Origin of the sequence: Paenibacillus harenae DSM 16969 (genome assembly GCF_000422465.1) — a bacterium.
GTDB lineage: Bacteria > Bacillota > Bacilli > Paenibacillales > Paenibacillaceae > Pristimantibacillus > Pristimantibacillus harenae.
The window spans coordinates 373,888-387,355 of record NZ_KE383842.1; the positions used below are offsets into that span (position 1 = coordinate 373,888).

Annotated in this window: 11 protein-coding genes; 10 read left to right on the forward strand and 1 reads right to left on the reverse strand. The window is 52.2% G+C overall.

What is annotated here, in order from left to right:
• The first annotated feature begins 35 nt into the window (after nucleotides 1-35).
• The 10 genes from H581_RS0111760 to H581_RS0111810 all read left to right on the forward strand — a co-directional run bounded on the left by H581_RS0111760 (nucleotide 36) and on the right by H581_RS0111810 (nucleotide 12,465).
• The gene (locus tag H581_RS0111760; protein WP_036718985.1) at nucleotides 36-1,145 is read left to right on the forward strand and encodes a glycoside hydrolase family 76 protein; all 1,110 of its coding nucleotides are present in this window, start codon (nucleotides 36-38) and stop codon (nucleotides 1,143-1,145) included.
• A 219-nt stretch (nucleotides 1,146-1,364) separates the two neighbouring features.
• Nucleotides 1,365-2,510 carry a GntR family transcriptional regulator gene (locus H581_RS0111765; protein WP_036718502.1) on the forward strand — a complete coding sequence of 382 codons (1,146 nt, stop codon included), beginning with the start codon at nucleotides 1,365-1,367 and terminating at the stop codon, nucleotides 2,508-2,510.
• A 219-nt stretch (nucleotides 2,511-2,729) separates the two neighbouring features.
• Complete coding sequence (locus H581_RS0111770) at nucleotides 2,730-3,800, forward strand: glycoside hydrolase family 76 protein (protein ID WP_245600028.1); 1,071 nt, start codon at nucleotides 2,730-2,732, stop codon at nucleotides 3,798-3,800.
• Between the two features lie 168 nt (nucleotides 3,801-3,968).
• Nucleotides 3,969-4,346: a GNAT family N-acetyltransferase gene (locus H581_RS33830; protein ID WP_051250721.1), complete on the forward strand. Its 378-nt coding sequence runs from the start codon at nucleotides 3,969-3,971 to the stop codon at nucleotides 4,344-4,346.
• Nucleotides 4,347-4,659: 313 nt separating this feature from the next.
• A complete protein-coding gene (locus tag H581_RS0111785) occupies nucleotides 4,660-5,490 on the forward strand; it encodes a phytanoyl-CoA dioxygenase family protein (protein WP_028610159.1) in 831 nt (276 codons plus the stop codon).
• 18 nt (nucleotides 5,491-5,508) lie between these two features.
• Complete coding sequence (locus H581_RS0111790) at nucleotides 5,509-7,053, forward strand: response regulator (protein WP_028610160.1); 1,545 nt, start codon at nucleotides 5,509-5,511, stop codon at nucleotides 7,051-7,053.
• A gap of 35 nt (nucleotides 7,054-7,088) precedes the next feature.
• Nucleotides 7,089-8,867: a cache domain-containing sensor histidine kinase gene (locus tag H581_RS0111795; RefSeq protein ID WP_028610161.1), complete on the forward strand. Its 1,779-nt coding sequence runs from the start codon at nucleotides 7,089-7,091 to the stop codon at nucleotides 8,865-8,867.
• 149 nt (nucleotides 8,868-9,016) lie between these two features.
• Nucleotides 9,017-9,985, forward strand: a complete 969-nt coding sequence (locus tag H581_RS0111800; RefSeq protein ID WP_028610162.1) for an ABC transporter permease — start codon at nucleotides 9,017-9,019, stop codon at nucleotides 9,983-9,985.
• Nucleotides 9,979-10,839, forward strand: a complete 861-nt coding sequence (locus tag H581_RS0111805; protein ID WP_028610163.1) for a carbohydrate ABC transporter permease — start codon at nucleotides 9,979-9,981, stop codon at nucleotides 10,837-10,839. The genes H581_RS0111800 and H581_RS0111805 overlap by 7 nt, the downstream gene beginning before the upstream one ends.
• Before the next feature lie 75 nt (nucleotides 10,840-10,914).
• Nucleotides 10,915-12,465, forward strand: a complete 1,551-nt coding sequence (locus tag H581_RS0111810; RefSeq protein WP_028610164.1) for an extracellular solute-binding protein — start codon at nucleotides 10,915-10,917, stop codon at nucleotides 12,463-12,465.
• Between the two features lie 71 nt (nucleotides 12,466-12,536).
• Here H581_RS0111810 and H581_RS0111815 read toward each other — a convergent pair whose 3' ends face one another.
• On the reverse strand, nucleotides 12,537-13,337 hold the full coding sequence (locus H581_RS0111815; RefSeq protein ID WP_028610165.1) for an AraC family transcriptional regulator: 801 nt from the start codon (nucleotides 13,335-13,337) through the stop codon (nucleotides 12,537-12,539).
• Nucleotides 13,338-13,468: the final 131 nt, after the last annotated feature.

A 13,468-nucleotide genomic window follows, 5' to 3' on the forward strand; every position in this document is an offset into this window, starting at 1 on the left:
AGCGGAATCTGGAAAGGAAGGGTTAAGTGAAGCTTATGAAAACCATCAGTATGGTGCTCGCGGGCAGTTTCTTTCTTGCAGGCTGCAGCGGCGGCGCCGGCGGGAATGACAAATACGCCCGTCATGCCGAATGGGCGGAGGAGATGCTCATCAGCCATTATTGGAACGAGAAAGGGAAGTTCATGAATAACGCTTACCCCTACGCGAAGGAGCGCGAAGGCAGCTTAAACTACTGGTGGAAGGCGCATGCCGTAGATGCGATGATCGACGGCTACGAACGGACCGGCGACGAAGCGTATCTGGCGAAGGCGGAGGAGATCGTCAAGGGCATTATCAAGCGCAACGGCTCGCTGTTCAATGAATTTTATGACGATATGGAGTGGCTTGCCTTGGCCGCTCTGCGGCTGTATGACGCCGGCGGGAGCGAGACGGTCAAAAATTATGTGATCAAGCTGTGGGGCGATATTCAAACCGCATGGTGGGAGGATGGCCTTGGGGGCATGGCCTGGAAGAAGGATCAGCGGCAGAACCGGAATGCTTGCTCCAATGCGCCTGCAGCCATTCTCGCGGCCAGGCTGTATGAGCGATTCGGCAATGAGGAGGATTTGGCGTGGGCGAAGAAGATTTTCGCATGGCAGAAGCAGCATTTGGTCGATCCGGTCAGCGGAAACGTGTATGACGGATTGGTCATGGCTGACCAAGGCGTCATCCATGTCAATAAGAAGTGGAAATTTACGTACAACCAAGGTACTTACTTAGGTGCGGCTGTAGAGCTGTATAAGCTGACGAAGGATAAAAGCTATCTGGAGGATGCGGAGAAAACGGCCGCAGCGGCGATGGCCTATCACATCCGCGAGGAGACGGGCGTTCTGAAGGAAGAGGGGACGGGCGACGGAGGAATGTTCAAAGGCATTCTTATCCGATATTTAACGAATCTGTATGAGGTCGGCGGGAACGAAAGCATTAAAGAAATGATTGAACATAATGCCGATGCCCTGCTCGCGAAGGGCAGCACGATAGAGACGGGATTGTTCGGAACGGAATGGGATCAGCCGCATCAGGAGCCTCTCGACCTTACGGTTCAATTAAGCGGGGTGTTCCTGCTTGAGGCAGCGGCGAAAATCGAAAGGCTGAAAGAAGGATAGCCTATCAACTTCTGCCGCTTTAGGAGATTGTTTCCGAACATGTCGTGAATGCCGATAATTACAAGGCTAATCTGAAGAGTGGAATTGGAACGGGGATTGCATGGCTGCAGTCACCCGTTCTTCTTTGTTTAAATATACGTTTCTGCTTGATTGTTGATGTCGTAATAAGAAAGATGTATAGTTGATATATCAAGATTAATAGACAAGGTAGGTCGATCGATGGATATTCCTTTGTACGAGCGGATTTTTAACCACATCTTTCAAAAGATCAATGAAGGCGACTTGAAGAAAGGCGACCGCGTCCCTTCGGAGAAAGAGTTGGCCGACCAGTTCAACGTAAGCCGGATCACGTCGAAGAAAGCATTGGAGATGCTCTCGCAGTACAAGCTGATTGAGAGAATTCAGGGAAAAGGCTCCTTCGTCGCGGAGGTTATTCCGGAGCTGCAGGAGATGAAGCTGCGCAGGCCGGCGGAAATAGCGGATCCGAAACGGGAAGCCGAACCGGCATGGCGGACGGTAGGCGTCATTCTTCCGGATTTCGGCGATTCCTTCGGCGCCGAGCTCATCCGGGGAATCGAAGAGCACTGCTCGTTGAACGGCTGCCGGATGATGATGAAGCTGACCTACGACAACAGAGAGGAAGAGGAGACGGCAATCCGTTCCTTCGTCAGTCTCGGCGTCGACGGTATTATCGTGTTCCCGGGTCATGGGGAGCACTACAATTCCGAGCTTCTCCGGCTCGTGCTGGACGGCTTCCCGATCGTGCTGGTCGACCGTTACTTGAAGGGCATTGCGGCAAGCGCGGTATTCACCGACAACCGGAAGGCTGCTTTCGATGCAACCAGCCTGCTGTTTGACAAAGGGCTCCGGCAGATCGGCTTCCTGTCTTCGCCTGCCGACAGTACGACGACGATCGAAGACAGGCTGACAGGGTTTACGGACGCATGCGCGCTGAGAGGCTGGACCCCGAAGCCGGAGCATTTTATGACGAATCTGTACAGTACCCTGCCTCAGACATTCGACGCGGTCGACGTACGCCAAGACTTTGAGAATGTCCGCAGATTCGTGGAGATGAATCCGGGGCTGAAGGCCTTCGTCGTATCGGAGTACAACCTGAGCCTGATTTTGCGGGAGGTGCTGCTATCGATGGGCAAGTCGATTCCCGAGGATTATCAGATCGTCTGCTTCGATTCGCCGGGCCAGCATTTCGGCGACTATTTATTTACGCATGTTCGGCAGAATGAACGGGAGATCGGACGCAAGGCGGTACAACTGGTGCTGGGCAAGCTGAACCATGATGAAACGCAGCTCAACCATATTGTAGATCATAAAATCGTGCCGGGAAAATCAACGGTCAACGATTGATTAAACGTAATCTGACAGCTGGATTCTAATAATAGGGATTGGGCAGATCGCCGGAGGATCTGTTCAATCTTTTTTTGCGTCATTATTCTACATTTTGTTATTAATGTCCGAAAATTTGAGTTAGCATATTGACATATCAATATAACGTGTATAGTATATTAAGTGTAAGCGTTTTAAAGACGTGGCAATCGATGACGGAATGGGATGAGGATGGTGACGATGACGATGACGAACGACGTGAAGGCCGCGATTTGGGGAACGAGGGCGGAGACGGCACAGCGCACGCTGGAAGCCCGGTTTTGGAATCCGGCTATCGACATGTACGACATTAAGACGCCATGCCCGGGCGGATCATGCAACACGATTTTTCATTATTGGTGGATGGCTCACGCCGTAGAGACGCAAGTGGACGGGTGGAACCGAACGGGTCATTCCTTCTTCAAGGAACGGCTGTCCCGCCTTTATCCAGGCATTCTGCGGCGTAACGGCGGACAATGGCCGAACCATCTATATGATGACATGGAATGGATGGCGATCGGCTGGCTTCGCGCTTACGGAATCAATCAGGAGAATGCGTACAGGCAGACGGCGCTGACTCTCTGGGAGGATATCAAGACCGGCTGGAACGACCATATGGGCGGCGGCATCGCGTGGCAGAAATCGCAGCTGGATTACAAGAATACGCCGGCCAACGCGCCGGCTGCCATCCTTGCAGCCCGCCTATATGCGGCCTTCGGCCAAGAAGAGGATTTGGAGTGGGCGCTAAAAATTTACCATTGGCAGAAGCAAAATCTCGTCGATCCGGCGACGGGCTTCGTATGGGACGGCATGAACCGTCTCGGCGACGGCGCCATCGATAAGGATTGGAAGTTCACCTACTGTCAAGGCGTCTTTATCGGCGCGGCGGTTGAACTGTACCGTCTCACAGGCGGCAGCGGCTATCTGGAGGATGCCTTGCGGACATGGCGCGCCGCCATGGAAGTGCTGGCCGAGCCGGATACCGGCCTGCTGCCCGAGGAAGGCGGAGGCGATGCCGGCCTGTTCAAAGGCATCCTTGTCCGGTATGCGGGCGAGCTTGCCGGCGCGATGGAAGACGGCAGCGAAGTAGCCGCCGTATTGACGGCGAATGCGTCAGCCTTGTGGGATACGGTAACGGGCAAGGAGGATGCCTTGTTCGGCTTGAGATGGGATGAACCGCCATCCGGGGACGTGGAGCTCAGCACGCAGCTTAGCGGCACGATTTTGCTGGAGACGGCAGCGGCTTTGGAGAAGGCGGAGCTCGGTTCGTGACTTGGAAATGGATGCCCTTTGCAAGTGAAATGGTCTTAACTATATGAACTTAAAATGAAACAGAGCGGGTGCCTTACAGGCAGCCGCTCTTTCAAATTGTAAGCCCATGCGTCTGCGATTCAAGAAATGCCGATGGAGTTCCACGTAAGACGCTGCAGGAAAAGTAAGTTGGAAATCCGGAAGGCCATACATTTTGACGATTCGAATACCGCCATGAACTATCATGATTTTATGACAAATTACTTTGAAGATGTATATGCAGACAAAGGAGATTTGTTTTTTGAGAAGTGCTTATTTGTTTGCAATGTGGATGATAAGCCAATAGGAACATGCTTTATTTGGAAAGTTTATAACAAAATCAATACACTGCATTGGTTTAAGGTAACGAAACAATACAAAGGCAGGGGAATCGGCAGAACTTTACTTACTGTTGTCATGCAGGATTTAAAAAATGAAGACTACCCTGTATTTACTCCAGTAACTTTGCCCCAAAAACGGATAATTGCACGCTATCCTGTATTTCATCCATCCATTTGGACCATGTAAAACCCATAAGGAGGCGCAATGCGATTTTCGATGGAGGAAATCCAACATAGATTCATCTCTAGTCGTAAACTCGAGTCTATCATGGATGAAATCCAGGATAGACCGATTACTGTCCCCAACGGGAGGGAGATCGCCGCGAAGCCGACCAGTAAGAATGCTTCTGCTCTCGCAGCGATATCGGAAGCAGTGAGGCATTTGCTCAACACAATTGAATTATCTGAAAAAATATACAAGAAACTAGTTTCATCTTTACATTTTAAACGAATAAAACGGCTTATATAATTAAATTAATTACAAGAAGGAGGAATGTACGATGTCGACTGCAACATTGAATGTCCCGGAGCTGATGAAAAAATTTCAAGAGGACGGTTACTTGGTTTTGCCGGGGATTTTGTCGCCGGAGAAGGTTGAACGGTTGAACAATGCGATTGACGAGGTCATTGCGGAGGAATCGGATACGCTTGCTTACAATCTATATAACAGCGTCGAGCGGCATCCCGAAATCGCTTCCCTCATCGATGAGCCGACGCTGCTGCCGTTGATCGTTAATCTATTGGGCTATAACATTCAGCTGCATATTTCGCATTTGACGATCCGTAAACCGAATCCGAAGGATGAGTCGACGCAAACGAGCAGCTTCATTAACTGGCACCAGGACGGACCGCATCCGCAGTTTCCTAAGCAAAATGGAATTACGTCCACCTACTACATCAAAGTTTGTTATATACTAAGTGATATGTCGGAACCGAACCGCGGCAATACGAAAGTCATTCCCGGATCGCACAATAAACCGTATCAGCCGGAGACGAACAATGTCCGGGACGTTATTCCCGGCGAACTGCAAATTTGCGGTAAGCCCGGCGACGCGTTTCTATTTCCTCAAAATATTTGGCATGCCGGCGCGCCTAATCATTCCGAGTTTACGCGCAGGCAGCTGTTCATGGGGTACAGCCCGGTATGGATGAGGCCGATCGATTACCGGTCCGCTTCCGATAAGCTGCTGCAGGATGCGACTCCTTGCCGGAAGCAGCTGCTCGGCGTCATTTCCGATAATCCGTTCCACTATTATGTGCCCGGGGAAGCGATGCTTCCGTTGAAAGCTTTATTTCAAGGCGAATCCGGGCCAAAAGGTTACGCGCATTAGTTGAGGGGAGAGGGTATCATGACGGCTATGCCGATGAACGTTCTGATCGTCGATGATGAAATTCCGCTGCGGCAGGAACTGAGAATCTTTCCGTGGGAGGACTGCGGAGCCGTCTTAATCGGTGAAGCAGGCAACGGGGAAGAGGCGCTGCATCTGTGCGAGTCCTGCGTGCCGGATGTCGTCGTCACGGATATTACGATGCCGATCATGGACGGAATTACGCTTATCCGCGAGCTTAAGCGGCGGTACCCTGCCGTTCAAATTATTTTGTTGACCTGCCACAGCGATTTTCATTATGTGCAGGAAGCGCTCCGGCTCGGGGCGCTCGAGTACTTATTAAAGGTATCGATGGACGAGGAAGAGCTGAAGCAGGCGCTGGACAAAGTTCGGGCGGCAATCGTCAAGGAGCGACATTCCAGGGACAGCGAAAAAGCCGAGCGGCGGCTGCTTCAGGCCGCGTTGTTCGGTAAGCTGCTGCACGGTCATGAGCTTAGCCGCGCCGATTGGCAGCATATCGGATTGGATGAAACGCGGCCTCACTTGCTTGCGCGTTTTATCATTCATGCCCCCAATCCGGTTTACCTCGCGGCGAGACAGCGGATTCAGCAAATTCTGAATGAAATCGAAAGATCGGAACCGGATCGAATGACCTGGTTATCGATCAGAGAACAGGAATATTTCGTTCTCCTTGCCTCGCGCGATCATACGAAGGCAGACGTTGAGCCGGTTCTTAAGACAGCGAAGACATTAGCCGACAGCATGAAAGAGTTTATGAGCGGAACCGGGCAGGAAGACACGGCGGCATACGCCATCCTAAGCGGACCCTTCAAGACCAAGGATGAGCTTGTATCCGCGCTGGCCCTTACGACCGAATGGAAGGAGGCGCTCTTCTACGACGGCGTGGAACCGTACGCGGTATTTACCGGAAGCCCTCTGTCCTTGCTCGATATGTCGGATAAGCATATGAAAGAAATGAGCGAGCTGCTAAGAAAAGCAGGCCTGCAGGCCGCAAGCTTAAAGGAATGCCTGCAGAACGACCTGTACGAATGGTGGAGCAAGCGGCGAATCAAGCCGCAGCAGCTGAAACAGCGCTTGGTCAGCTGGCGGGTGGAATGGTTAAAGGAGCGTGGGGGGACTGATCAAGGCAGCGCCGGAATCGGGCAATTGATGGAAGCCCGGACGCTGAAGGAGATGACGGCAAGCCTGCTCCGCGATATCGAATCGATTGAAAGCGGATCCAAACGGTCGCGTATCGAAATACGGGTAGCGATCAAGTGGATTAAGGATAACATGCAGCATCCGATCTCGCTTCCGATTCTCGCGGAGCAGGTCGGCTTAAGCCCGCAGTATATCAGCCGTCTCTTTCGCGAGGAGACCGGCAGTTCGGTCAATGAATATATTACGAGATTGCGTATGGAGCGGGCGATAGAGCTGCTCAAACGCACGAACAAGAAAGTGTACGAAATAGCGGAGGAGGTCGGAATTCCAAGCTACCGCTATTTCACGGTGACGTTCCGCAATTGGACCGGCGTGTCTCCGACGGACTTCAAGCGGCATATTTAATCAGCCTACGATACGGAATACGGAGGAATGGAATCATGTCGAAGCTGCTCGGCTGGTACAGCAGCCTTGGTCTTGCCACCAAGCAGTTCATCTATTTATTCATCGTGACGCTTCTGCTCGTCATGGTGCTGGCTTGGCGCAATCTGAACGAGGCGGAGACGCTGCTCCGGAATCAGGTCGTCCGCGATGCGGAGCTGCTTGTCGGCCGGACCAACCAGTATATTGATGCCAGTCTGGACAATGTCGAAAATATGCTGCTTCTGCTCTCTACCCGTCCGGATTTGTTCGAGGAGGGCAATGAGGAGCTTGCCATGGACACGCTGCGCAAATACGCCAATTATAACAATTCAATCGCAAAAACCATTTATTTCATCCGGACGGACGGTAAAGTTTATTCCAATTCTCAGGTCTATTACGATATTATCGGCAACTCCAAGCTTCCGGAGCTGTACGAGCTGGCGCTGCAAAATTACGGCGCCATAAATGTAAGCGAGCCCTATTACTCTCCGATGTCCGGCAATACGCTGGCCTATGTGCTGCCTGTAACCGATGAACGCAAGCAGGTCATCGGGGTAGCGGCGGCAGAGGTGAATCTTGATACCCTTTCGGAACGTATTGCCCCGATGATCTATCAATCCTATATTCTGTTCACGAAGGACGGAAACGTGATTAACAGGCTGGATTCCCGGGACAGGCTGCTGCCGTTCCGGCAGGGCGTCTACCCGCCGGCGCTGCAGGAGAGCTTCCGGGAACAGCTCGCTTCCCTTAAGATCGGCGTCAGCAGCATCCGCGGGAAATCGCTCGAGCCGCTTGTGGCGGTAAAGTCGACGAAGAATCGGCTTGGCTGGTCGCTTGCGGCATTTATCGAGGAGGACTATTTCTACAAGGATCTGCAGAAGCTTAATAACAATTACCGGACCGCAAGCGTTGCATGGGTGATCATTCTGTTGATTAGCGCTTACTTGTTAAGCCGTTCCTTCACGAACCCGATCCGCCGTTTCGTCGAGAAGATGGACCGGCTGAACGATGTGCAGGTTGTAGCGAAACTTCCGGTCACGAGAAAGGATGAGATCGGCAGGCTGACGCAGAGCTACAACGCGATGCTGGAGAGGATCCAAAACTTGCTGCAGAAGACGAAATCGGCGGAGGAGCAGAAGAAGGAATATGAGCTGAAAATGCTGAGGAGCCAGATAGCCCCTCATTTTCTATATAATACGCTTGCCTGCATCAGCAGCTTGGCTAAGCAGCAGCGAATCGACGAGGTGCGGGAGACGATCCGTTCCTTAGTCAAGCTGCTTGCCTTCAGCTTCGATAAGCAGTCGGAATATGTATCCATTGAAGAAGAATTGGAAGGCCTCCGCATGTATATGCACATTCAACAGGTGCGTTATGGCGATGCGTACCAATACCGGCTGGATATAGATCCTGCCCTAATGCCATACCGGATTCTGAAGCTTACGCTGCAGCCGCTTGTCGAGAATGCCATATTCCATGGCATTGCGCCGAAGAACGGAGGCCTTATTACAATAAAAGGCAGGCTGGAGCGGGGGATCGTCAGGCTTTATGTGCGCGATGACGGCGTCGGTATGCCGCGCAGGGACGCATGCAAATTGCTTGACGAGGGCCTGGAGCAGGAGCGGTCCAAATACCGTTTTACCGGCATCGGCCTGCGCAACGTGCATGACAGAATCCGTATTCATCACGGGGAGACTTACGGGCTCCGAATCGGCAGCGCTCCGGGAGCCGGTACGATTATCCGCGCCGACATTCCCGTTCTGACGGAAAACGATGAACAATTGGGCATTTTGGGCTAAGCATCCGTTCAAGAATGACAGCTGTCCTCCGGGACGGCTTTTTTGTTTAATCCGATACATTATTTACGTTTTTATGTATATCGGAGCAAAACGGCTCTGTATATACTTAAATCATAAGTTGGAAGCGCATACACAAAAGGAGGGAACCTATGGAAGCCAAGCAAAGCTATACGCCCGCCCCTCGGATACAGCCTGCTTCGCGAACGCAACTGCAGTCGGCTTTGCGTGCCGCATGGCGTTTCCGGGCATTTTACATCATGCTGCTCCCGGGCGTCATTTATTTCATTATTTTTCGATATTTTCCGATGTACGGGGTCATTATCGCCTTCAAGGAATTCTCCATCATGGACGGCATTGCGGGGAGCGCTTGGGCGGACCCGTGGTTTAAGCATTTTCAAGCGTTCTATGAATCGCCATACTTCACCCAGCTGTTATCGAATACGCTGTTAATCAGCTTGTACAAGCTGGTGTGGGGCACATTTCCTCCGATCATCGTCGCGGTGCTGCTGAACGAGTGCCGGGTCCGGTGGCTGAAATCGATCGTCCAAACCTTAACGTATATGCCGCATTTTTTATCCTGGGTTATTATATTCGGTATACTGCTTACGCTTTTTTCTCAAAATGGCGGGCTGGTCAACCGGTGGATTGTCGAGGCGGGAGGCACTTCGATCCCGTTCCTGACCTCAACGGATTACTTCCGAAGCATTCTGGTCGGCTCTGAGGTGTGGCAAAATCTCGGCTGGGGAGCGATTATTTATCTGGCGGCGATGGCCGGCATCGATCCTACGCTGTACGAAGCGGCCAAGGTGGACGGCGCAAGCCGCCTGCGGATGGTATGGCATATTACGCTGCCGGGCATCCGCAGCATCATCATCCTGCTCTTCGTCCTGAAGCTTGGCCATCTGCTTGATGCAGGCTTTGACCAAATTTATATTTTGTACAACATTCAAGTGTATCTGGTCGCTGACATATTGGACACTTGGGTCTACCGGACAGGCTTGCAGCAGTTGAATTTCAGCCTGGCGTCGGCGGTCGGACTGTTCAAATCCGTCATAGGGCTCATCCTTGTTCTGGGAGCGAACCGCATTGCGAAGAAGTGGGGTGAAGGTATATGGTAAAAGGCTGGGACGATAAATTATTCAACGGGGTTGTATATACGGTGCTTGGCTTATGCGGGCTGGCTGCCATCTTGCCGATCCTGTATGTCGTTTCAGTATCCCTTACTCCCTTCGGGGAAGTGCTGCGCAACGGCGGGTTCATCCTGATTCCGAGAGAAATTACATTCTCCGCCTACCGCACGCTGCTGACCGAGTCGAATATTCCGAAAGCGTTTCAAATTACCGTTCTCATTACCGTGATCGGCACGGCCGTCAATCTCGTCTTAACCGGCTTGATGGCTTACCCGCTAAGCCGCAGAAACCTGCCGGCACGGAATTTCTTTCTGCTCATGATCGTGTTCACCCTGCTCTTCAGCGGCGGTCTCATTCCTACCTATCTGGTCGTGAAATCGATGGGGCTGCTTGATTCGATCTGGGCGATGATCCTCCCTAACGCGGTTTGGAGCTTCAACGTGCTTATTATGAAGAGCTTCTTCGAGGGATTGCCCGAAGAGCTGTTCGAATCGGCAAGGATGGACGGCGCGAAGGAGTTCCGTATATTGCTGCAAATCGTTACGCCGCTTTCGATTCCGGTGCTGCTTACCGTAGGCTTGTTCTATTTGGTCGGCCATTGGAACGAATTTTTTCAAGCGATCTTCTATGTGACGGACCGGACGCTGTTCCCGCTGCAGGTTGTGGTCAGGGAAATCTTAATGCAAAGCCAGCAGCCGCTGGAAAATGCGGAGAACATGTTGCCGACGCAGACGATGCAGATGGCCTCCGTCATGATTGCCAGCTTGCCGGTCATCGTCGTATATCCGTTTCTTCAGAAGCATTTTACAAAAGGAATGCTGCTTGGCTCGATCAAAGGTTGACCTAGGCGCCGCATGGATTACTGGCCAGCCGTGCGGACCTATTCAATAGTTTGCATATGAAAAGGGGAGAACAGGATGAAAAAAATGAATTCCGTATTGCTCACTGTTTCACTGCTTGCGGCTCTTCTCGCAGGCTGCGCCGGAGGCAACAACAACCCTGCAAACACTTCAAATGCGCCAAGCGATACCGCAGCGCCGAGCAACGATGGGCCGGAAAAAACCGGTGAAGCAAGTGGCAAACAAATTAAGCTTGAAATCATCGAGACCGGCAACAACCTGCCGGCTCCGGACAAGGACATCATCAAGCAGGAGCTGGATAAGGCGCTGAACATTGATTTGAACCTGACCGTATATCCATCCGGCGACGATTATAAAAATCAGCTGAATGTCCGTATGGCCTCCGGCAACTTCCCGGATCTGTTCATGGTCGACCGCCAGCAGCTGATTCAGTTCTCCAAGCAGGGACTGCTGCTCGATCTGACGCCGTATTTGGATAAATTGCAGCAGACCGTGGACTTTATCGGCGAAGAAAGCGTGAAGAAGGGGACGGTGGACGGCAAAGTATTCGCGGTCTCGAAGTCGCCGCAAATTCCGTATCAAACGTACTGGATCCGCAAGGATTGGCTGGATAAACTGCAGCTGCCCGTGCCGGCGACCATCGAAGAGCTGGCTAAGACTGCCGAGGCGTTCACTACGGGGGATCCGGACGGCAACGGCAAGCCGGATACGTTCGGTCTGACAGGCGGCAAGCTGAACGCATTCGCCCCGGTATTCGGAGCATTCGGCGTAGGCATGCCGGGCAACTTCTATGAGAAGGACGGGGCAATCGTCAACGCCTTGTACGACCCGGCCATGAAAGATGCGCTGACGTTCATTCAGCAGATGGTCGCAACCGGCTCGGTCGATCCGGAGCTGCTCGCTAACAGCGGGCTTCAGCATTCGGAGAAAGCGATCAAAGGGCAAGCAGGCATCGTATATCTGGATTGGCCGAATTTGACGAAAGAGCAGATGGTGGAACAAATCAAGACGGTTAATCCGAATGCGGAATGGCTGCAAATCGCACCTCCGAGCGGACCGGCAGGGCAAAATGACGGCACGTGGGATATCGGCGCGACACCGGGCCGTTACGCCATTCCGAAGGCGCTCGAGAAGGATCCGGAGAAGCTGCAGCGCGTCTTTGATCTTCTGAACTATATTTCGAACCCGGATGGCGGCTCGATGCTTGTGCAATTCGGGGTGAAGGATACGCATTACACGCTGGAGAACGGCGTGCCGAAGATGACGGACAAAGCCAGCGAGGTCGGCTATTCCTGGCTGTACCAGTTCACGGGCAGGCCGGAAATGGAATATTTGCAAGCGAAATTCGCTCTTCAAAGCGAGTACATCAAGTTCGCGAGCGAACAGCCGCGCATCGAATCGCTTGGGGGCTTCATCGATAATCCGGAAGGATATAATCCGGCGGACGCGGACCGTTATATCGAAGAAGAATTCGCTAAATTTATTTATAACAAACGCCCGATCAGCGAGTATGACGCCTTTATCGGCACATTGGAATCCACGATGAATTACAAAGCATTGCTGGACAGCGCGTCCGAACAGTTGAAAGCGCTGGGTTATGGCGGTTAATCGAACGATATAATAGCAGCAAGCCGGCTGAACTCATCAGCCGGCTTGCTTTTTTTGCGCTGCTCCGCGGATCAAACCGAATGCGCTTTCCGATAAGAGGACGGATTGATCCCATGCTGCTTCTTGAAGCTTTTGCTTAAATGATGCTCATCCGTAAAGCCGCAGTGATCGGCAATCTGGGCCAGCGTCAGCGAGGAATTCGCGAGAAGCTGCTTCACCTTATCCAATCTTAGGGAAGCCGCGTACGCGCTGGGCGTCGTGTTGAACTCCTGCTTGAACAGCCTCGTTAATTGAACCTGGCTTATGCCGAGCTCGGCAGCGACCGATTTTAAAGGGACGCCGAACTCCGCCTGCTGCTGAAGCAGCCGCACGGCGCGCTGCAGAAGCGGGTTCTCGCTGTACAAGAGATCCAGCTTCCGATTGTAGCTCTCCATTTGCCGGACAACCATCAGGTCCCGAAGCAGATGCTGCTTGTAGCCGCGAATGATGCCGGGATCCAGATCATAGGCTTCGCGAAGCAGGGATAGCGTGGAATTCATTCTTCTGTTGTTCAACAGACGAAACTTTCCAATGAGAGGGAAGGCAGTACCGGATAAGTCTTCCGAACGAAGGCCGCCATTCCATTGAAAACCGAGCATGTGAAAGGACAGGCCGTTCGTTTTGCGATAAAAGGTTATGCCCGGCGGACAAAGCACCAGATCGCCTTGCACGGCGGTCTCGGCTTGAACGCCCATTCGAAAATCAAACTGGCCTTCTTCGACGATGAATAGTGCCCAGTGATCGTAAATGTCGTCGGTTTTCTGAAAATGCTTCGCGCCCTTCACATACACATGGTAGAGGAAGTTAGGCTCAAGAAACGGTGTCTGGTCCATCGCCGGGGCTCCTTCCTTGGGCAGAATGGCCATTCAGAACGCAAAATGGTCAGTAAAAAGGAATGTAATCGATTCGATATATGTATTTTACCTATACAAGAGATGCGTGTAAACTTAGCGTTGTTCAAAAA

Coding starts and splice junctions, on each gene's coding strand:
- H581_RS0111760 (WP_036718985.1), top strand. CDS start 36: ATGAAAACCATCAGTATGGTGCTCGCGGGCAGTTTCTTTCTTGCAGGC.
- H581_RS0111815 (WP_028610165.1), bottom strand. CDS start 13,337: ATGGACCAGACACCGTTTCTTGAGCCTAACTTCCTCTACCATGTGTAT.
- H581_RS0111785 (WP_028610159.1), top strand. CDS start 4,660: ATGTCGACTGCAACATTGAATGTCCCGGAGCTGATGAAAAAATTTCAA.
- H581_RS0111795 (WP_028610161.1), top strand. CDS start 7,089: ATGTCGAAGCTGCTCGGCTGGTACAGCAGCCTTGGTCTTGCCACCAAG.
- H581_RS0111770 (WP_245600028.1), top strand. CDS start 2,730: ATGACGATGACGAACGACGTGAAGGCCGCGATTTGGGGAACGAGGGCG.
- H581_RS0111800 (WP_028610162.1), top strand. CDS start 9,017: ATGGAAGCCAAGCAAAGCTATACGCCCGCCCCTCGGATACAGCCTGCT.
- H581_RS0111810 (WP_028610164.1), top strand. CDS start 10,915: ATGAAAAAAATGAATTCCGTATTGCTCACTGTTTCACTGCTTGCGGCT.
- H581_RS0111790 (WP_028610160.1), top strand. CDS start 5,509: ATGACGGCTATGCCGATGAACGTTCTGATCGTCGATGATGAAATTCCG.
- H581_RS0111765 (WP_036718502.1), top strand. CDS start 1,365: ATGGATATTCCTTTGTACGAGCGGATTTTTAACCACATCTTTCAAAAG.
- H581_RS0111805 (WP_028610163.1), top strand. CDS start 9,979: ATGGTAAAAGGCTGGGACGATAAATTATTCAACGGGGTTGTATATACG.